At 64.3% G+C, this 18,830-nt stretch carries 18 protein-coding genes; 15 read left to right on the forward strand and 3 right to left on the reverse strand.

The window, feature by feature from the left end; genetic code table 11:
• Positions 1 to 52: 52 nt before the first annotated feature.
• Both fba and ACMUJL_RS09770 read right to left on the reverse strand, forming a co-directional pair.
• Complete coding sequence (gene fba, locus ACMUJL_RS09765; RefSeq protein ID WP_068294089.1) at positions 53 to 1,132, reverse strand: class II fructose-bisphosphate aldolase; 1,080 nt, start codon at positions 1,130 to 1,132, stop codon at positions 53 to 55.
• Between the two features lie 47 nt (positions 1,133 to 1,179).
• A complete protein-coding gene (locus tag ACMUJL_RS09770) occupies positions 1,180 to 2,142 on the reverse strand; it encodes a class 1 fructose-bisphosphatase (protein ID WP_068294091.1) in 963 nt (320 codons plus the stop codon).
• A gap of 281 nt (positions 2,143 to 2,423) precedes the next feature.
• Here ACMUJL_RS09770 and ACMUJL_RS09775 point away from each other — a divergent pair, with 281 nt between their 5' ends.
• From ACMUJL_RS09775 to ACMUJL_RS09785, 3 genes are read left to right on the forward strand one after another with little or no spacing between them, the layout of a single operon-like run.
• The gene (locus ACMUJL_RS09775; RefSeq protein ID WP_068294094.1) at positions 2,424 to 3,188 is read left to right on the forward strand and encodes an SDR family NAD(P)-dependent oxidoreductase; all 765 of its coding nucleotides are present in this window, start codon (positions 2,424 to 2,426) and stop codon (positions 3,186 to 3,188) included.
• A gap of 5 nt (positions 3,189 to 3,193) precedes the next feature.
• Positions 3,194 to 4,906 carry a long-chain-fatty-acid--CoA ligase gene (locus tag ACMUJL_RS09780; RefSeq protein ID WP_375568642.1) on the forward strand — a complete coding sequence of 571 codons (1,713 nt, stop codon included), beginning with the start codon at positions 3,194 to 3,196 and terminating at the stop codon, positions 4,904 to 4,906.
• Positions 4,903 to 5,730 (forward strand): IclR family transcriptional regulator, encoded by an 828-nt coding sequence (locus ACMUJL_RS09785; protein WP_375568640.1) that lies wholly within the window; start codon positions 4,903 to 4,905, stop codon positions 5,728 to 5,730. The genes ACMUJL_RS09780 and ACMUJL_RS09785 overlap by 4 nt, the downstream gene beginning before the upstream one ends.
• A gap of 24 nt (positions 5,731 to 5,754) precedes the next feature.
• On the opposite strand, the gene ACMUJL_RS09790 is transcribed toward ACMUJL_RS09785, so the two are convergent.
• Positions 5,755 to 6,720 carry an NADPH:quinone oxidoreductase family protein gene (locus ACMUJL_RS09790; RefSeq protein ID WP_375568638.1) on the reverse strand — a complete coding sequence of 322 codons (966 nt, stop codon included), beginning with the start codon at positions 6,718 to 6,720 and terminating at the stop codon, positions 5,755 to 5,757.
• 205 nt (positions 6,721 to 6,925) lie between these two features.
• On the opposite strand from ACMUJL_RS09790, the gene ACMUJL_RS09795 reads away from it, so the two are divergent.
• The 12 genes from ACMUJL_RS09795 to ACMUJL_RS09850 all read left to right on the forward strand — a co-directional run bounded on the left by ACMUJL_RS09795 (position 6,926) and on the right by ACMUJL_RS09850 (position 18,737).
• Complete coding sequence (locus tag ACMUJL_RS09795; protein WP_375568636.1) at positions 6,926 to 8,557, forward strand: long-chain-fatty-acid--CoA ligase; 1,632 nt, start codon at positions 6,926 to 6,928, stop codon at positions 8,555 to 8,557.
• 165 nt (positions 8,558 to 8,722) lie between these two features.
• Complete coding sequence (locus ACMUJL_RS09800) at positions 8,723 to 9,901, forward strand: acyl-CoA dehydrogenase family protein (protein ID WP_375568634.1); 1,179 nt, start codon at positions 8,723 to 8,725, stop codon at positions 9,899 to 9,901.
• Between the two features lie 5 nt (positions 9,902 to 9,906).
• Positions 9,907 to 11,040: an acyl-CoA dehydrogenase family protein gene (locus ACMUJL_RS09805; RefSeq protein WP_375568632.1), complete on the forward strand. Its 1,134-nt coding sequence runs from the start codon at positions 9,907 to 9,909 to the stop codon at positions 11,038 to 11,040.
• A gap of 15 nt (positions 11,041 to 11,055) precedes the next feature.
• Positions 11,056 to 11,886: an SDR family NAD(P)-dependent oxidoreductase gene (locus ACMUJL_RS09810; RefSeq protein WP_068294111.1), complete on the forward strand. Its 831-nt coding sequence runs from the start codon at positions 11,056 to 11,058 to the stop codon at positions 11,884 to 11,886.
• A 4-nt stretch (positions 11,887 to 11,890) separates the two neighbouring features.
• Positions 11,891 to 12,373, forward strand: a complete 483-nt coding sequence (locus tag ACMUJL_RS09815) for a MaoC family dehydratase (RefSeq protein ID WP_416914238.1) — start codon at positions 11,891 to 11,893, stop codon at positions 12,371 to 12,373.
• The gene (locus ACMUJL_RS09820) at positions 12,370 to 13,302 is read left to right on the forward strand and encodes an SDR family NAD(P)-dependent oxidoreductase (protein WP_375568628.1); all 933 of its coding nucleotides are present in this window, start codon (positions 12,370 to 12,372) and stop codon (positions 13,300 to 13,302) included. Before ACMUJL_RS09815 ends, ACMUJL_RS09820 begins: the two co-directional genes overlap by 4 nt.
• An 18-nt stretch (positions 13,303 to 13,320) precedes the next feature.
• Positions 13,321 to 14,523 (forward strand): acetyl-CoA C-acyltransferase, encoded by a 1,203-nt coding sequence (locus tag ACMUJL_RS09825; RefSeq protein WP_068294121.1) that lies wholly within the window; start codon positions 13,321 to 13,323, stop codon positions 14,521 to 14,523.
• Entirely contained in the window at positions 14,523 to 15,506 is a 984-nt protein-coding gene (locus tag ACMUJL_RS09830; protein ID WP_375568626.1) for an NAD(P)H-dependent flavin oxidoreductase, read from the forward strand. Before ACMUJL_RS09825 ends, ACMUJL_RS09830 begins: the two co-directional genes overlap by 1 nt.
• Positions 15,499 to 16,164, forward strand: coding sequence for a histidine phosphatase family protein (locus ACMUJL_RS09835; RefSeq protein WP_068294127.1), 666 nt, complete (start codon positions 15,499 to 15,501; stop codon positions 16,162 to 16,164). The genes ACMUJL_RS09830 and ACMUJL_RS09835 overlap by 8 nt, the downstream gene beginning before the upstream one ends.
• Before the next feature lie 14 nt (positions 16,165 to 16,178).
• Positions 16,179 to 17,213, forward strand: coding sequence for a phosphotransferase family protein (locus ACMUJL_RS09840; RefSeq protein ID WP_068294130.1), 1,035 nt, complete (start codon positions 16,179 to 16,181; stop codon positions 17,211 to 17,213).
• Positions 17,210 to 17,623: a PaaI family thioesterase gene (locus ACMUJL_RS09845; protein ID WP_375568623.1), complete on the forward strand. Its 414-nt coding sequence runs from the start codon at positions 17,210 to 17,212 to the stop codon at positions 17,621 to 17,623. Before ACMUJL_RS09840 ends, ACMUJL_RS09845 begins: the two co-directional genes overlap by 4 nt.
• A 70-nt stretch (positions 17,624 to 17,693) precedes the next feature.
• Complete coding sequence (locus ACMUJL_RS09850; RefSeq protein ID WP_375568621.1) at positions 17,694 to 18,737, forward strand: NADP-dependent oxidoreductase; 1,044 nt, start codon at positions 17,694 to 17,696, stop codon at positions 18,735 to 18,737.
• Positions 18,738 to 18,830 lie beyond the last annotated feature (93 nt).

The following is an 18,830-nucleotide window of genomic DNA, read 5'->3' on the forward strand; positions in this document are numbered from 1 at the left end:
GAACAGGGTTCGACGCGGGGGGCTGGCCCCCCGGTCCCATCCGTGCCCGGACTCACGCGGCCTTGTTGCCTGCGGCCCGCGGGTCCAGCTTGCCCGAGGCGTAGCGCGCCGCCATGTCATCCATGCTGATCACACGGATCTTGCTGGCGTGACCGGCCGTGCCGAACCGCTCGAAACGGTCGCGGCAAAGCGCCTCCATCTCGGTCATCGCGGGGATCATGAACTTGCGCGGATCGAATTCGTCGGGGTGTTCCATCGCCATCTTGCGGAACTGCCCGGTGATCGCCATGCGGCAATCGGTGTCGATGTTGACCTTGCGCACACCCATCTTGATGCCGCGCTCGATCTCTTCGACCGGGACGCCGTAGGTCTGGGGCATCTTGCCGCCATGGGCGTTGATCAGATCCTGCAGATACTGCGGGACCGAGCTTGAGCCATGCATCACCAGATGCGTGTCGGGCAGCTTGGCATGGATCGCCTCGATCGTGGACATGGCCAGGATCTCGCCGTCGGGCTTGCGGCTGAACTTGTAGGCGCCATGGCTGGTCCCGCAAGCGATGGCCAGGGCATCGCATTTGGTCTTCATCACGAAATCCACGGCCTGATCCGGGTCGGTCAGCAACTGGTCATGGCTGAGCTTGCCGACGGCGCCCGATCCGTCCTCTTCCCCGGCCTCGCCGGTTTCAAGGCTGCCCAGAACGCCCAGTTCCCCCTCGACAGAGGCGCCGACGAAATGTGCGGCCTCGGTCACGCGGCGGGTGACATTGACGTTGTAGTCATAGTCCGAGGGGGTCTTCATGTCCTCTTCCAGACTGCCATCCATCATCACCGAGGTGAAGCCGTGGCGGATCGCTGTCAGGCAGGTCGCCATGTTGTTGCCGTGGTCCTGATGCATGCAGACGGGAATGCTGGGGAACATCTCGACCAGGCCCATCATGATGTGCTTCAGCATCAGGTCGCCCGCATATTTGCGCGCGCCCCGGCTGGCCTGGATGATCACCGGCGCATCAACCGCCCTGGCCGCGTTCATGATCGCAAGGCCCTGTTCCATGTTGTTGATGTTGAAGGCCGGGACGCCGTAGCCATGTTCGGCCGCGTGATCCAGCAGTTGACGCATCGTGATAAGTGCCATGTGTGTTCATCCCCTCAAAGTCGTATTCTGCGGGCCGCGACGCGTGGTCAGCGTGCCCTGTCATAATAGCCGGCGACCTGACGGACCTTGTCAGGGCTGCCGAAAACCAATGGGCTTCGCGCATGCAGGGCATCCGCCGCCTGTTCCAGGATCGGTGTTGTGCCATCCGTCGCCAGACCACCGGCCTGTTCGATCAGAAAGGCAATGGGCGCCACCTCGTAGACCATGCGCAACCGCCCCTTCTCATAGCCCGGACGCGCATCGCCGGGATAGAGGAAGATGCCCCCCCGCGTCAGGATCCGGTGGGTTTCCGCCACCAGCGAGGCGACCCAGCGCATGTTGCTGTCCTGCCCGTGCGGGCCGGTCTTGCCCGCGTTGCAATCATCGATATAGGCGCGGACGGCTGCGTCCCAGTGCCGATGGTTCGACGCGTTGATCGCATATTCACGGGATTCAGCCGGGGTCTTCATCCCGTCATCGACCAGAACGAACTGCCCCGTCGCAGGGTCCAGCACGAACATCAGCGTCCCCTTGCCGAAGGTCACGGCAAGGCAGCATTGCGGACCATAGATGATATAACCGCCGGCCAGCTGTTCGGATGCGGGGCGCAGAAAGCTGCCATCGGCATCGTCCCTGGCCGCGAAGATCGAAAAGATCGTGCCGATGGACACGTTCACGTCGATGTTCGACGACCCGTCCAGCGGATCGATAGCCAGCGCATGGTGGCCATCGGGGTTCAGGGCCAGCACCGTGTCCTGCTCTTCCGAGGCATACCATCGCACGGAGGTTTGCCTCAGGGCGGCTTCGAACATGTCATCTGCCAGCACGTCCAGTGCCTTCTGTCCGTCGCCGCCGGCGTTTTCCCCGACCGCGTGGCCAAGTGACTGCCCAAGCGGCCCGCGCGCGATGATGCCGGCCAGATCGACCGCCACCTTGCAAAGCGCCGACATGACGGGGGCCAGATCCGCCGGGATCAGCGGGTTGGACAATGGGTTCTCGGTCTCGGGCATTCTTTTCGGGTTCCTTGCGGTCCATGGACAGGAGGCGCGTCCCGCCGGGCAGGGCGTCGCATCGGCCCCTGATTATCCGAAGTTGTCGGCAAGGAAAATCCAATATGCAGCACCGGCGGCATTCCGCGGCAAAAACCTTGTCATTCATGGCCACGCAACGCGCCGCATCCGCAATGACGCGCGCGACAGCACAACATGTCCCGACATGCGGAAAGTAATTTCGCATAGTTGATCCGACACGACCTTTGTGCGAGTTTTGCGGAAAGACGGGGGAGGACCGTGTGAGATTTGAAGGAAAGGTTGCGCTGGTCACCGGCGCATCGGGGGGTATCGGCCGCGCCACGGCGGACAGGCTGGCCGCCGAGGGGGCCTCGGTAGTGCTGGTCGATCTGACGGATTGTCCATTGCCAGAGGTGGGAGGGCCGCATCTTTCCATTCCTTGCGACGTGTCGGATGAGGCGGCGGTTCAGGCCTGCATCGCGCAGGTGCTGGACCGGTTCGGTTGCATCGACGTGCTGTGCAACAACGCGGGCATCACCTGCACCCATGCCCCGATCACCGAGATCGACAGCGCCGACTGGGCGCGGGTGATGGGGGTGAACCTGTTCGGCACTGCGCATTTCATCAAGCATGCCGCCCCTTCGATGATCGCCCGCAAGGCCGGTGCCATCGTCAACACCGCCTCGGTTGCGGGGATCCGGTCCGGCGCGGGCGGCAATGTCTATTCCGCCTCCAAGGCCGGGGTCATCAACCTGACGCAGACCACCGCCTGCGATCTGGGCGGGCATGGCATCCGCGTGAACGCGGTCTGCCCCGGCCTGATCGAGACGGGCATGACGCAGCCGATCTTCGACTATGCGCGCAGCGTCGGCAAAGAGGACCGCCTTGGCGCGCGCTGCGAATTGCGTCGCTACGGCCGCCCCGCAGAGGTCGCCGCCGTGATCGCCTTTCTGGCAAGCGACGACGCCAGCTATATCACCGGGCAGGCCTTGCCGGTGGACGGCGGCAATACCGCCTCGCTGAACCTGCCCGGCATGAAGGTCTGACACCCATGCCCATGATGACACGCCACTATGCCATCTGGCCCGAGGGGATGCCGAAATCGCTCGATGCGCCCGACCGTACGCTGTTCGCCAATCTCGCGGAAACCGCCGCACGCTTTCCCGACCGCAAGGCGCTGATCTTCTATGGCCGGGAATGGACCTATGCCGATCTGCTGGCCGATGTGGAACGGCTGGCGGGCTGGATGCAGGCCAAGGCGGGGATCGCCAAGGGTGACAGGGTGTTGCTGGGTGTGCAGAACAGCCCGCATTTCGTGATCGGCTATTTCGCCACCCTGCGCGCCGATGCGGTGGTGGTGCCCGTCAACCCGATGAGCCGGGGCGCCGAACTGGACCATCTGGCCCGCGACACAGGGGCGCGTCTGATGATCGGCGGTCAGGAAGGTCTGGGCGACAGTGCGCCGCTGATCGCGGCAGGCCTGCTGGACCGGGTGCTGGTCGCGACCTATGCCGCGGGAACCGATCCGGACAGCGACATCCCCCTGCCCGAGGCGCTTGCGGCGCTGGATGCCGCCGATGTTCAGGGCACCGGCCTGACCCGCTGGGAAGATGCGCTGGCGGCCGGGTTGCAACCCGGCCCGCATCTGGCGCAGCCCGATGACCTGGCGGTGATCCCCTACAGTTCCGGCACGACGGGCCAGCCCAAGGGCTGCATGCACAGCCATCGCACGGTGATGGAAACCGCATGGGGCGGGCTGATCTGGAACCCGTCCAGCGAAGAGGACGTTCATCTGGCCACCTTGCCCTTCTTTCATGTCACGGGCATGCAGGGCGTGATGAACGGCCCGGTCATCAAGGGCGGCTGCATCGTGATCCTGATCCGTTGGAACCGCGCCCATGCCGCCGCCCTGATACAGCGGCACCGGGTCACGCGCTGGCGCTCGATCACGACGATGGCGATCGACCTTGTGAACGATCCCGATGTCGGCGGCTATGACCTGTCCAGCCTCAAGGCGATCGGCGGCGGCGGCGCCTCGATGCCCGAGGCGGTGGCGGACAAGCTCAAGGTGATCACCGGCCTTGATTACATCGAAGGTTATGGCCTGTCGGAAACCATGGCCGCGACCCATACCAACCCTGTGCATGCGCCCAAGCGGCAATGCCTGGGCGTGCCGATGTTCGACGTGGACAGTCGTATCCTGGCCGTGACCGAAAGCGGGGATGTCGGCGCCGAACTGGGCCAGGGCGAGGTGGGCGAGATCGTGACCCACGGCCCGCAGGTTTTCCTGGGCTACTGGAACAATCCCAAGGCCACCGCCGAGGCGTTTCTGGACATCGAGGGCAAGCGGTTCTTCCGCACCGGCGATCTGGGTTACTATGACGAGAACGGCTACTTCTTCATGGTCGACCGCGTGAAGCGGATGATCAATGCCTCGGGCTTCAAGGTCTGGCCCGCCGAGGTCGAGGCGCTGATGCACCGCCATCCCGATATCGCAGAGGTCTGCGTGATCGCGGCCCCCGACCCGCGCCGGGGCGAAACCGTCAAGGCATGTGTTGTTCCGACGCCAAAGGCGCGTGGCCAGTTGACCGAGAAGGCCGTGATCGACTGGTGCAAGACGCAGATGGCGGCTTATAAATGTCCGACCAAGGTGGCGTTCATGGACAGTCTACCCAGATCGGGCGCGGGCAAGGTATTGTGGCGCGCGCTGACCGAAGCCGAGTTCGCGACGCAGACAGACAGCAGGACAGGAACCGAACCGTGAGGAAAAGAGCCGCAGACACCGCGCCAGAGATCGAGGACAAGGATCACGCCGAGGATCGCCAGTTCGTGACCGCCCTGCATCGGGGGCTGGACATCCTGCGCGCCTTCACACCGGCCGACCGTTCCGGCCTTGGCAACCGTGACCTGGCAGATCGGACCGGCCTGCCAAATTCCACGGTCTCGCGGCTGACCTATACGCTGCTGAAACTGGGGTACCTGGTCTATGACGAGGGCACCGGGCGGTACCGCATGGGTGTGCCCGTTCTCAGCCTGGGTTATGCCTGCCTGGGCGGGCTGAAGGTCCGCGAGACCGCGCAACCCCTGATGCAGGAACTGGCCGATGCCTGCGGCGACGGTGTTCTGGTGGCGCTTGGCGGGCGCGACGATCATTCGATGACCTATATCGCTTGCGCGCGCGCAGCGCGGGGCATGATCTCGTTGCAGCTGAACGTCGGCTCGCGCATCTCCTTGGCGCGCTCGGCCATGGGGCGGGCCTATATCGCGGGCACCAATGCGACGGAACGCGCCCAGATCATGGAACTGATCGAGGCGCGCACACCACCCGCCGACATGCCCCGCATCCGCGAAGAGGTCGAAGAGGCCGCCGAACAGATCCGCACGCGCGGATTCTACGCCAATATCGGAAGCTGGCAATCGGACGTGAATTCGGTTGCCGTGCCTTACCGTTCGCCACAGGGGGATGCCCCGATGCTGGCCTTCAACCTTGGCGGACCCGCCTATATCCTGCCGCGCGAGAGGATCGAGGCCGAGCTTGGCCCCCGGCTTCTGGAAATGGTGCAGAAGGTGGGGCGCATCGGCGGCTGATCAGCGCCCCGGCCCCTCGCCCATTCACGGCAACAGGGCGATCTTGCCCACGGCACCGCGCCCCAGCACGCGGGTCAGCACCTCGGACGCCTGCGACAGCGGATAGCGCCCTTCGATCAACGGCTTGACCGTGCCCGCCTGATACCAGCCCAGCAGTTCGCGCATGTTGTCGGCATAGACCTGCGGCTCGTGCCGGGTGAAGTTGCCCCAGAACACGCCCACGACGCTGAATTCCTTGACCAGAGCCAGGTTGACCGGGAATTTCGGGATCTCGCCCCCGGCAAAACCGATGATCAGCAGCCTGCCGTTGCGGGCCATGGACCGCGCACAGGCGTCAAACGCCGCGCCGCCTACCGAGTTGTAGACCACATCCACGCCCTTGCCGCCGGTCATCTCTTTCAGCGTGTCCTTGAGGTTTTCATAGCCGATGGCCTCGTCCGCGCCATTCTCGCGCGCGATGGCACGCTTGTCATCGGTCGAGGCGACGGCGATCACCCGCGCGCCCATGATCTTGCCGATCTGGATCGCGGCCACACCCGTGGCGCCGGCAGCCCCCAGAACCACCAGGGTTTCGCCCGGCTGAAGATGCGCGCGCTGTTTCAACGCATGATGCGAGGTGCCGAAAGCCACCAGCAGCGCGCAGGCATCCGCCGCATCCATGTCACCAATCGGGAAAACCCGCGCCTCCGTCTCGGCGACCTTTTCGGCATAACCGCCCAGCGAACAGATCGTGGCGACCCGGTCCCCGACCTTCAGCCGCTTCACATCGGGGCCCACGCTTTCCACCACGCCAGCCGCTTCCATCCCCGGCACGAAGGGATGTTCGGGGCGCATCTGGTAAAGCCCCTGCACAAGCAACCCATCAGGATAGTTCACGCCTGCCGCCTCGACCTTGATGACCACCTGGTCATCCTTGGCCACGGGGTCCGGCATCTCGCCGAATTCCAGCTGATCCAGCGGGGCGAAGGCATTGCAGATGATGGCTTTCATGGTCGTCTCCTCCTGATCGGGCGCGGCAACCGGGGCGGGATGGCGCGCGTTCCGGCAAGCCTAGGGATGTCGCTTGTCGCCAGCAAGCACAGTGACCGAATGACGCAGCGGCAAAGCCGCTGGACGTGAACGGATTTTACCTTTGGCAACGGCGCGCATCGCGCTAGGGTCCGGGCAACATGATTGCGAATGGGAGGAGAACCAAATGCAGGGCATGATGATGAACAGGCCGCTGATGATCAGCGACATCCTGACCTATGCGGCCGAAGCGCATCCCCGGGCCGAGATCGTGTCCGTCCGGACCGAAGGCGACATACACCGCCAGACCTATCCCGAGACGCTGGCGCGCGTGTCGCAACTGGCGCATGCGCTGCAAGGCATGGGGGTGGACGTCGGCGACCGTGTGGCCACCCTCGCCTGGAACGGATACCGCCATTTCGAGCTTTATTATGCCATTTCCGGCATCGGTGCTGTCTGCCACACGATCAACCCGCGTCTGAGTGCCGAGCAGATGACCTATATCGTCGAACATGCGGGCGACAAGGTTCTGTTCGTGGACCTGACCTTCGTGCCGATCCTGGAAAAGCTGAAGGATCAGCTTCCGGCCTCGCTGGTCTATGTGATCATGACCGACCGCGCGCATATGCCGGAAAACAGCCTGAACGCCCTGTGCTACGAAGACTTGCTGGACGGCCAGCCCACGGCATTCGACTGGCCGGAACTGGACGAGAATACCGCCTCGGGGCTGTGCTATACTTCGGGGACAACGGGCAATCCCAAGGGCGCGCTTTATTCGCACCGCTCCACCGTGCTGCACGGGTTGATGATCTCGCTGGTCATGGGATCGGCCTTCCCCGAGGGCGCGAAGGTGCTGCCAGTCGTGCCGCTGTTTCACGTCAATGCCTGGGGTCTGCCCTATGCCGCGCCGATGGTGGGCCTGTCCATGGTCATGCCGGGACCCGCACTGGACGGGCCGAGCATCTTCAAGCTGATGGACAATGAAGGCGTCTATTCTGCGTGGGGCGTGCCGACCGTCTGGCAAGGCCTGCTGACAGAGATCAAGACCCAGGGCCGCATCCCCAACGGCTTTGGCGATGTGATCGTGGGCGGGTCCGCCGCGCCGCGCGTGATGATCGAAACCTTCGAGAAGCTGGGGGTGAACGTGGGCCATGCCTGGGGCATGACGGAAATGAGCCCGATCGGCACCCATGGCAACATGCCCGGTTGGGTCAAGAAACTGCCCTTCGACAAGATGATCGACGCCAAGGCCAAGCAGGGCCGCCGCGTCTTTGGCGTGGACCTGAAGATCGTCGATGACAACGGCAAGCGACAGCCGCATGACGGCAAGGCCGTGGGCGAGCTTTATGTGCGCGGCAACACGGTGGTGTCGGGCTATTTCAACAACGAAGAGGCCACGCGAAAGGTGATCGACGCCGAAGGCTGGTTCGGTACGGGCGATATCGCCTCGATCGATCCCAACGGGTTCCTGTCGATCCAGGACCGGTCCAAGGACCTGATCAAATCGGGTGGCGAATGGATCAGTTCGATCGACCTGGAAAACGTGGCCATGGCCCATCCGGGCATCGCCTCCTGCGCGGCCATCGCCATGCCCCATCCCAAGTGGGACGAGCGTCCGGTCCTCGTCGCGGTTGCAGCAGGTGCAGACAAACCCTCGCTGGAGGAGATCCACGCGCATATGGATGGGCATTTCGCCAAATGGCAGTTGCCCGACGATATCGTCTGGGTCGAGGCGCTGCCGTTGACCGCCACGGGCAAGGTGTCCAAGCTGACGCTGCGCCAGCAGTTCGCCGATTACAAACTGCCCGATCTGCGCTGAAGCGCACCTGCGCGGGGCCGGCCTCGACGGCGACGGCCCCGCAAGTCACGTTACGGAATGACCGGGACAGTCCAAGGTGCGCTTGACGGTTGGGTCAAGATGATGTTGCCTTGGATCGTGAAATTCATTTCCGCATTGCGAACATAAAGCCGAGGGAGGGGTGATATGTCCGACGCAACCGAGGATCTTGCCGGATTCCGTGCCGACATCGCGGCCTGGATCAGTGCGAACTGTCCCGCCCCCCTGCTGGGTCGCCCGATGGACGAAAACGCGATCGTCTGGGGTGGCCGGAAATGGACCTTCACCGATGACAATCAACGCCTCTGGCTGGAACGCGCCGTCGCGCGCGGTCTGACCGCGCCGCGCTGGCCGGCCGAGTACGGTGGAGCCGCGCTGAGCCGCGCGCAGGAAAAGATCTACCGCGAGGAAATGGAGCGTCTGGGCGCGCCGCCGCCGCTGGAAAGCTTCGGCCTGTGGATGCTGGGGCCGGCGCTTCTGGAATTCGGAAACGCAGAACAGAAGGCCGAACATTTGCCAAAGATCACGCGCGGTGAGATCCGCTGGTGCCAGGGCTATTCCGAGCCGGGCGCCGGATCGGATCTGGCCAATGTGCAGACCCGCGCCGAGGACATGGGCGATCACTGGCTGGTCAACGGCCAGAAGATCTGGACCTCCTATGCCGACCGCGCCGACTGGATCTTTGCGCTGGTGCGCACCGACCGCGACGCGCCCAAGCACAAGGGCATCTCTTTCCTGTTGATGGACATGGAAACGCCGGGCATCACCACCCGGCCGATCCGGCTGATTTCCGGCAAATCCCCATTCTGCGAGACATTCTTCGACAACGTCAAAGTGCCCAAGACAAACCTTGTGGGCGAGCTGAACCGCGGCTGGGATATCGCGAAATACCTGCTGACCCATGAGCGCGAGATGATCGGTGGCGGCGCGCGCGGGTTGCTGGGCGGGCGATCCGTCAGCCAGATCCTCGCCTCGCAGGAGGGTGACGTCATGGCCGATCCGGTCCTGCGCGCCGAGGCGATGCAGTTGGAGGTCGATGCCCTGGCCTTTGGCCTGACGATGGAGCGTTACAAGGATCAGGCCGAAGCGGGGCGCGGCGTGGGAAATGCCAGCGCAATGCTGAAATACTACGGGACCGAATTGAACAAGCGCCGCTACGAGCTGCTGATGGCGACAGCCGGCAGCGAAGGCGTGGAATGGGACGGCACACAGGGCGGGCTTGCGCCCGAATGGCTGCGGACCAAGGCCAATTCCATCGAGGGCGGCACGACCGAGGTCATGCTGGACATCATCGCCAAGCGCGTGCTGGAGATGCCGAACCAATGAACGACATGACACCTTCCCTGCTGGATACCGAAGACGAGGTCATGCTGCGCGATGCCGCGCGCGGGTTCATCGCGGATTTCGCGCCGGTGTCTGCCCTGCGCGCCAACCGCGATGCGGGGCGCGCGCATGACCCCGCCCTGTGGGCCGAAATGGCACAGATGGGCTGGACCGGCGTGCTGGTGCCCGAGGATGCGGGCGGCGCCGACATGGGCCACCGCGCTGCGGGCATCCTGTCCGAAGAGATGGGCCGCACGCTGGCGGCCTCGCCCTTTCTGTCGACTGCCGTGATCGCCGCTTCAGTGCTGCGTGACGCGGGGCCACGCGCACATGGTGCCTTGCAGGCGATTGCGGCGGGTGAGGCGACTTATGCGCTGGCACTTGACGAGGGGCCGAAATTCGCCCCCGCTGCCACGGCACTGCAGGCGGAACGGCAGGGCAATGCGTTCCGGCTGTCCGGGGCCAAGGCGTTTGTCGCGGATGGTTCCACCGCTGGTCGCATTCTGGTTCTGGCGCGCACATCCGGCATGGCTGGCGATGACGCGGGGCTGACGCTTTTCGATATCGACGCCGCCCGCGCCGGGCTGGATCGGCAAACGCTTTCCACCATCGACAGCCGCGATCATGCGCGTCTGGTCTTTGACGGGGTCGAGGCGACAGGCGACGACATCATCGGCGATCTGGACAACGGGCTTGCCGCGCTGCGCCCCGGCCTTCAGGCGGGACAGGCGGCACTGGCCGCAGAACTTACGGGCCTCGCGGGCGGTGCTGCCGCGATCACGCTGGGGTATCTGAAGGATCGCCGCCAGTTCGACCGCACCATCGGCAGCTTTCAGGCCCTGCAGCATCGTGCCGCGCATCTGTGGTCCGAGATCGAGGTGACAGCCAGCGCCATCGCCAACGCGGGTCGCTTGCTGGACCATATGCCTGCGGATGCAGGGCTTGCCGTATCGCTCGCCAAGGCACGTGCGGCGCAGACGGCGAAACTGGCCGTATCCGAGGCGGTACAGATGCATGGCGGTATCGGCATGACCGATGCCCATGACATCGGCTTTTTCATGAAGCGCGCCCGCGTGGGGGCCGAATGGCTGGGCGATTACGGCCATCACGCTGCGGTCATCGCCGCGTTGCGCGGATTCTGAAGGGAAGGACCTGACATGACATCGACACTGACACCTGGGCATCTGTTCGACCTGACCGGCAAGGTGGCGCTGGTCACCGGAGGCGCGACAGGCATCGGACGCATGGCCGCAGAAGGACTGGCCGCCGCCGGCGCGCGCGTTCTGATCGCCAGCCGCAAGGCGGACGCCTGCGAGGCCGTTGCAGCCGAGATCAACGCCCTGGGTGTCGCGGGTTCCGCCGAAGGCTTCGGTGGCGATGTCGCGACCGAGGAAGGGATCGCCGCGATGGTGGCCGAGGTCGGGCGCCGCACCGACAGGCTGCATATCCTGATGAATAACGCGGGCCGCACCTGGGGCGCACCGCTGGGCGAACATCCCTATGACGCCTGGGACAAGCTCTTGCGCCTCAATGTCACGGGCATGTTTCACCTGACGCAAAGCCTGCTGCCGCTGCTTCTGGCCGCCAGAACCGAAGGGGACCCCGCCCGCGTGATCAATGTGGGTTCGGTCATGGGCGACATTCCCAAGGGCACGATGACCTATTCCTATGCCGTGTCGAAAGGTGCCGTGCATCACATGACGCGTGTCCTGTCCAATGACCTCGCGTCGCAGGGCATCACCGTCAACGCCATCGCTCCGGGGCCCTTCGTGTCCAAGATGACCGCATTCGCCCTTGCGGACGAGGAAGGCCGCAGGAAATCGGCGCAGGGTGTGCCATTGGGGCGTGTCGGCACGCCCGAGGATATCGCGGGCGCGCTGCAATACCTGTGCGGACGCGGCGGGGCCTATCTGTCCGGTGCGATCCTGCCGCTGTCGGGCGGCATGCAGTCGAACGCCCCCGGCAGCCTGTTCAACGAGGACCTGTAAGATCATGACCCTGCCCGTCACGAAAGCCGTCAGCCGTGCAACCTTCGAGTCGATGATCGGCAGCGAAATCGGCATCTCCGAATGGGTCACGATCACGCAGGCCCAGATCGATGCCTTCGCCGATTGCACCTTTGATCACCAGTATATCCATGTCGACCCCGCCGCCGCCGCACAGACACCTTTCGGCGGCACCATCGCGCATGGGTTCCTGACCCTGTCTCTGCTGTCGTCGATGGCCTACCAGATGCCATCCATCGAAGGGGCCGTGATGGGCGTCAACTACGGGTTCAACAAGATACGTTTTGTCTCGCCGGTCAGATCGGGGGCACGGATCCGGGGGCGTTTCACGCTGGCCGAACTCACGGATGTCCGCCCCGGAGAGGTGCAGTTCATCATGCATGTCACGGTCGAGATCGAAGGACAGGACAAGCCCGCGCTGGTCGCCGAATGGCTGTCACGGCGCTATTTCGAAGGAACGACAGCATGAGAAGCATTCGCTTTGACGGCCGCGTGGCCATCGTGACCGGCGCAGGCGTGGGCCTGGGGCGGTGTCACGCCCTGGGCCTTGCCGCGCGCCGCGCGCGGGTCGTGGTCAACGACCTGGGGGCATCCACCGACGGGATCGGGCAATCATCCGATGCCGCCCGCGCCGTGGTCGAGGAAATCCGCGCCATGGGTGGCCGCGCCATCGCCAACGGCGCCGATGTGACGGATGCGGCCCAGGTGCAGGCCATGGTGGACGAGGCGATCGCCGAGTTTGGCCATGTGGACATTCTGGTGAACAATGCGGGCATCCTGCGTGACAAGACCTTTGCCAAGGTCACCATGGAGGATTTCCGCAAGGTGCTGGATGTGCATCTGATGGGGTCGGTTCACACCACTCATGCGCTGTGGCGGCACATGGTCGAACGCGGCTACGGGCGGATCGTCTACACCACATCGGGGTCGGGGATGTATGGCAATTTCGGCCAGTCCAACTACGGCGCGGCCAAATCCTCGCTTCTTGGGCTGATGAACGTGCTGGCGCAGGAAGGTGCGAAATACGGCATCCGCGTCAACATGCTGGCCCCGACTGCCGCCACGCGGATGACCGAAAGCCTGCTGCCCCCCGAAACGCTGGAGTTGTTGCAGCCCGAAACGATTACCCCCGGTCTTCTGGCGCTGGTGTCCGAGGATGCGCCGACCAAGATGATCATGGGCGCGGGTGCGGGATGTTTCACCGAGACGAAAATCATGGAAACCGCAGGCGTGGCCCTTCAGGGCGAGGGGCTGACGCCCGAAGGCGTCATGGCCGCCTTGGCCCAGATCCGCGATCCGCAAGGGCAGTCCGAAATGAAGGACGCCTTTGCACAGACCCGTAAATACGCCCGCATGGCAGCCGAGGCCCGTGGCCTGCCGCTGCCGTGGAACGAATGACCCTGAAAGGACAGAACCATGCGTGACGCCGTAATCGTATCCACCGCCCGCACCCCGATCGGCAAGGCCTATCGCGGTGCCTTCAACAACACCCAGGCGCAGGAGCTGATCGGCCATGCCGTGCGCCATGCCGTGTCGCGCGCCGGTCTGGAAGGGCACGAGATTTCCGATTGCGTGATCGGCGCCGCGATCCAGCAGGGGTCGACCGGCGGCAACATCGGCCGGCAGGCCGTGATCCGCGCGGGCCTGCCCGTGACCATCGCCGGCATGTCGCTGGACCGGCAATGCGCCAGCGGCATGATGGCCATCGCGACCGCCGCCAAGCAGGTGATCCATGACGGCATGGATATCGTGATCGGCGGCGGCGTGGAATCGATCAGCCTTGTGCAGAACCAGAACATGCGTACCGACCGGGCGGGCGACCCCTGGATCAAGGACCACAAGCCTGCGCTCTACATGTCGATGCTGGAGACCGCCGAAAACGTCGCCTCGCGCTATGGTGTCAGCCGCGAGGATCAGGACGCCTATGCCCTGAAATCGCAGCAGCGCACCGCCGCGGCACAGGACGCAGGCAAGTTCGACGACGAGATCGTGCCCCTCACCTCGATGATGGGCGTGATGGACAAGGACACCAAGGAAATCTCGTTCAAGGAAGTGACCCTGACCAGGGACGAAGGCAACCGCCCCTCGACCACGCTGGAAAACCTGCAGGCGCTGGCGCCGGTGTTCAAGGATGGGCAGGTCGTCAAGGAAGGCAAGTTCATCACCGCGGGCAATGCCTCGCAATTGTCGGACGGGGCATCCGCCTCGGTGGTGATGGAAGCGAAAGAGGCCGAGCGCCGCGGGCTGCAACCGCTGGGCCGCTATGTCGGCGTGATGGCCGCTGGATGCGAGCCGGACGAGATGGGGATCGGCCCGATCTATGCGGTGCCCAAGCTGCTGGCCGCCCATGGCCTGACCATGGACGACATCGGCCTGTGGGAACTGAACGAGGCCTTCGCCAGCCAGGTTCTGCAATCGCAGCGCGTTCTGGGCATCCCGGACGAATTGCTGAACGTGAACGGCGGCGCGATTTCCATCGGCCACCCCTACGGCATGTCGGGTGCGCGCATGGTCGGCCACGCCCTGATCGAGGGCAAGCGGCGCGGCGCGAAATATGTCGTCTGCACCATGTGCGTCGGTGGCGGCATGGGGGCTGCAGGCCTGTTCGAGGTACTTTGATGCGTCAGTTGCCCAAACAGTTGCAGGGGCTTCGGATCCCTGTTGTCGCCTCACCGCTGTTCATCATCTCGAACCCGGATCTGGTGATCGCCCAGTGCAAGGCCGGCGTGGTCGGCAGCTTTCCCGCGCTCAACGCGCGGGAAGCGGCGGGCGAACCGATCATGCTTGAGACCTGGCTGAAACGCATCACCGAAGAGCTGGACCGCCACAACCAGTCCAACCCCGATTTCCCGGCCGCGCCCTTTGCCGTCAACCAGATCGTGCACCGATCAAATGCGCGGCTGGAGCGGGATATCGAGATCTGCCACAAGTGGAAGGTCCCGATCTGGATCACCAGCCTTGGCGCGCGGGTCGAGGTGAACGAGGCCGCGCATGATTGCGGCGGCATTGCCCTGCATGACATCATCAACAACCGCTTTGCCAAGAAGGCCATCGAAAAGGGTGCGGACGGCCTGATCGCGGTCGCCGCCGGTGCGGGCGGCCATGCGGGGGCGCAATCGCCATTGGCGCTGATCTCGGAAATCCGCGAATGGTTCGAGGGGCCGGTGCTCTTGTCCGGCGCCATATCGACCGGCAGGTCGATCCTGGCCGCGCAGGCGATGGGTGCCGATCTGGCCTATATCGGATCGCCCTTCATCGCGACCGAAGAGGCAAATGCCGATCAAGCCTATAAACAGATGATCGTCGAGAGCGGAGCCGAGGATATCGTCTATTCCTCGTTGTTCACGGGCGTGCATGGCAACTACCTCAAGCCATCCATCGTGCGGGCGGGCATGGATCCGGACAACCTTGAGACTGCTGACGCATCCAGCATGAATTTCAGCGAAGGGCGGTCAAAGCCCAAATCATGGAAGGAAATCTGGGGCGCGGGCCAGGGTATCGGCGCGGTCAAGACTGTTGGCCCCGCGCGCGCGCTGGTGGATCGCCTGGCAACCGAATATGCTGCGGCAAAGGCTGAAATGCGCGAGATCGTGAATGGCTGAACTCTGGCTGATCCGACACGCGCAGGCCAGTTTCGGCGCGGCAGATTATGACAAGCTGTCCGAGCTGGGGCACGAACAGTCCCGCGAACTGGGCCGGGCGCTTGTGGCTTTGGGCGCAAGGCCGGATGCCGTGTTCATCGGGGCGCAGCGACGGCACCGCGAGACATGGGAAGGGATCAACGAAGCCCTTGGCTTTCCGACCGATCCCGGTGTGCTGCCCGGCTTCAACGAGTTTGACTTCGGCGGGTTGCTGAACGCGCGCTATCGCGGAAAAGAACGCCCTGCGGACCTGCACACGGACCGTCGGCTGCATTTCAAGACCCTGCGCGAAACGGTTCTGGAATGGCAGAAGGGCGATATCATCGACCCGCCGGAACCTTATGCTGCCTTTGCCGCCCGCGTGCGCGATGCGCGCGCACAGGCCATCGCGCAGGATCATGAACAGGTGATCGTTGTCACCTCGGGCGGGGCGATCGGGCAATCCGTGGCCGAGGTGATGGACGCCCCCGCCGATGCGATGATCCGGTTGCAGTTGCAGATCAAGAACTGCTCGCTCTGCCGGATCGTGGTGACGCCGCGCGGCGAACATCTGGGCACGTTCAACGAGACCCCGCATATCACCGCCGCCAATGCCGCGCGGCTGCTGACCTATAGCTGAGAAAGGACAGGGCGATGACCACCCATGCCGCAGCCCAGCTTGATACCGATGCCGTCGCCGCTTGGTTGTCGCAACATCTCGAGGGCTTCGAAGGCCCGGTGACGGCCGAGAAATTCGCAGGTGGGCAAAGCAACCCCACGTTCCGCCTGATCACGCCAAAAGGCCGATACGTGCTGCGCCGCAAGCCGCCGGGCATCCTGTTGAAATCCGCCCATGCGGTGGAACGCGAATTCCGGGTGCAAAAGGCACTGGCCGGCAGCGATGTGCCCGTGGCGCGGATGCATGTGCTTTGCGAGGACGTGAGCGTCATCGGTTCGGCCTTTTACGTGATGGACGAGGTGAACGGCCGCCATTTCGACGACCCCCGCCTGCCCGAACTGGCGCGCGCAGACCGTCGTGCGGTTCAGGACGAGATGAACCGCGTGCTGGCCGCGATCCATTCCGTCGACCTGAACGCGACCGGGCTGAACGACTACGGGCCCGAAGGCAATTACTACCGCCGCCAGATCGATCGCTGGACCAAGCAGTATCGCGCCTCGGAGATGGATCATATCGCCCCCATGGAAGAGCTGATCGCCTGGCTGGACAGCAATATTCCGCCCGATGACGGGCAACGCACGCTGGTGCATGGCGACTACCGCATCGACAACATGCTTTTCGCCAAGGACAGCCCGACCTGCCTGGCGGTTCTGGATTGGGAACTGTCCACGACCGGGCATCCCTATGCCGATCTGGCCGCTGTCCTGATGCAATGGGGCATGCCGCCCGGCAACGAGGGACGCGGGCTGGCCGGGGTGGACCGCGCGGCACAGGGCCTGATGACCGACGCAGAGTTCATCGCCGCCTATTGCGACCGGCGCGGGCTGCCGGGGATCGACGGTTTCGGCTTCTACCTGGCCTTCGCGTTTTTCCGCATGGGCTGCATCCTGCAAGGCGTGCTGAAACGCGCGGTGGATGGCAATGCATCGAACCCCGAACGGGCACGCAAGCTGGGCAGCTTCGTGCCGCTTTTTGCGCAAAGCGGGCTGGACGCCGCACGGAAAGGATGACCATGCAGGAACTTGATCCCGCCCTGATCGAAGACCCCTATCCGCTGCAGGCGCATCTGGGTTTCGTGATGACAGGCTGGTCCGCGGGCTACAGCCGCTTCGAACTGCCGCTGGAACCTTTCCTGATGAACCGTTTCGGCATCCCGCATGGCGGCGTGCACGCGATGATGCTTGATACCGTGATGGGGTTTTGCGGCTGCCATACGGGTGATCCCGACAACCGGCAAATGGCGATGACACTGTCCATGACGGTGAACTTCGTCGCGCAGGCCCAAGGCAAGGTGATGATCGGCGAAGGCCGCGTCACCGGCGGCGGGCGCAAGACCTTTTTCGCCGAAGGCACGGTCAAGGACGAGTTGGGAACGCTGATCGCCACGGGCACGGGCGTTTTTCGCTATCGCGGACGCTAGGCCAATCCGTCGACACCACGCATAGGCGCGATCCGCGAAGGGCGCGCATGACACATGAAGGAGATCACCAATGACCGAGATGATGAAACGCATCGCCCTGGCCCGCAGGCCCAGCGGCTCGCCCGTGCCCGAGGATTTCCGCCACGAGGAGGCGCCGATGCCGGTCCCCGGCGAAGGCGAGGTCCTGGTCAAGGTTCTCTACATGTCGCTGGACCCCTACATGCGGGGGCGTATGGATGATGCGAAATCCTATGCCAAACCCGTGCCGGTCGGCGGCACCATGGAAGGCGGTGCGGTCGGCGAGGTGATCGCGTCCAACAGCCCGCATTTCAAGCCGGGCGACATCGCCTTCGGCATGTTCGGCTGGGCCAGCCACGGGTGCCTGCCGGGGCGCGAACTGCGCAAGCTGGACCCGGCCCATGGGCCGGTCACGGCGGCACTGGGCGTTCTGGGCATGCCCGGCTTCACCGGCTGGTTCGGCCTGACCGAATATGGCAAACCGAAGGAAGGCGAAACGCTGGTCGTCGCCGCCGCCACCGGGCCTGTCGGCTCGATGGTGGGTCAGATCGCCAAGGCGCGCGGGCTGCGGGTCGTGGGCATCGCAGGCGGGGCCGACAAGTGCAAGCTGGCGGTCGAAAAATTCGGCTTTGACGTCTGCCTGGATCACCGCGCCCATGCGGACGGGCGCGAAATGCGCGCCGCCCTGGCCGAGGTCTGCCCCAAGGGTATCGACATCTATTTCGAGAATGTCGGTGGCAAGGTGCTGGAAGGGGTGATCCCGCTGATGAACGTGGGCGGCCGCATCCCCGTCTGCGGCATGATCAGCTGGTATGACCTGGGCGGGCTTGGCGGCGCCTCGGACAGCTCCGGCAAGGACAACCTGCCCAAGCTGTGGCGCACGATCCTGGTGAACCGGATGCATGTGCACGGCTTCATCATCTCGGACCATTTCGACCATTTCCCGGCCTTCCTGTCCGAGGTTGGCCCGATGGTCGCAAGCGGCAAGATCGCGGTTCAGGAAGATATCGCCGAAGGGCTGGAGAACGCGCCGGCGGCCTTCATGCGGATGCTCAAGGGCGGCAATTTCGGAAAGCAGATCGTCAAGGTCGCCTGATCCGGCATCGCCTGCCCTTGTGGACAGGGCAGGAGCCTCCGGCGGGGATATTTGCAGCAAGAAGAAACGGGGGGCGGCCTTGACGGGTCGCCC

Origin of the sequence: Seohaeicola sp. (assembly GCF_048006315.1) — a bacterium.
In the GTDB taxonomy this organism is placed as follows: Bacteria; Pseudomonadota; Alphaproteobacteria; order Rhodobacterales; family Rhodobacteraceae; genus Seohaeicola.

Coding starts and splice junctions, on each gene's coding strand:
- fba (WP_068294089.1), bottom strand. CDS start 1,132: ATGGCACTTATCACGATGCGTCAACTGCTGGATCACGCGGCCGAACAT.
- ACMUJL_RS09770 (WP_068294091.1), bottom strand. CDS start 2,142: ATGCCCGAGACCGAGAACCCATTGTCCAACCCGCTGATCCCGGCGGAT.
- ACMUJL_RS09780 (WP_375568642.1), top strand. CDS start 3,194: ATGCCCATGATGACACGCCACTATGCCATCTGGCCCGAGGGGATGCCG.
- ACMUJL_RS09790 (WP_375568638.1), bottom strand. CDS start 6,720: ATGAAAGCCATCATCTGCAATGCCTTCGCCCCGCTGGATCAGCTGGAA.
- ACMUJL_RS09795 (WP_375568636.1), top strand. CDS start 6,926: ATGCAGGGCATGATGATGAACAGGCCGCTGATGATCAGCGACATCCTG.
- ACMUJL_RS09800 (WP_375568634.1), top strand. CDS start 8,723: ATGTCCGACGCAACCGAGGATCTTGCCGGATTCCGTGCCGACATCGCG.
- ACMUJL_RS09805 (WP_375568632.1), top strand. CDS start 9,907: ATGACACCTTCCCTGCTGGATACCGAAGACGAGGTCATGCTGCGCGAT.
- ACMUJL_RS09810 (WP_068294111.1), top strand. CDS start 11,056: ATGACATCGACACTGACACCTGGGCATCTGTTCGACCTGACCGGCAAG.
- ACMUJL_RS09815 (WP_416914238.1), top strand. CDS start 11,891: ATGACCCTGCCCGTCACGAAAGCCGTCAGCCGTGCAACCTTCGAGTCG.
- ACMUJL_RS09820 (WP_375568628.1), top strand. CDS start 12,370: ATGAGAAGCATTCGCTTTGACGGCCGCGTGGCCATCGTGACCGGCGCA.
- ACMUJL_RS09825 (WP_068294121.1), top strand. CDS start 13,321: ATGCGTGACGCCGTAATCGTATCCACCGCCCGCACCCCGATCGGCAAG.
- ACMUJL_RS09830 (WP_375568626.1), top strand. CDS start 14,523: ATGCGTCAGTTGCCCAAACAGTTGCAGGGGCTTCGGATCCCTGTTGTC.
- ACMUJL_RS09835 (WP_068294127.1), top strand. CDS start 15,499: ATGGCTGAACTCTGGCTGATCCGACACGCGCAGGCCAGTTTCGGCGCG.
- ACMUJL_RS09840 (WP_068294130.1), top strand. CDS start 16,179: ATGACCACCCATGCCGCAGCCCAGCTTGATACCGATGCCGTCGCCGCT.
- ACMUJL_RS09845 (WP_375568623.1), top strand. CDS start 17,210: ATGACCATGCAGGAACTTGATCCCGCCCTGATCGAAGACCCCTATCCG.
- ACMUJL_RS09850 (WP_375568621.1), top strand. CDS start 17,694: ATGACCGAGATGATGAAACGCATCGCCCTGGCCCGCAGGCCCAGCGGC.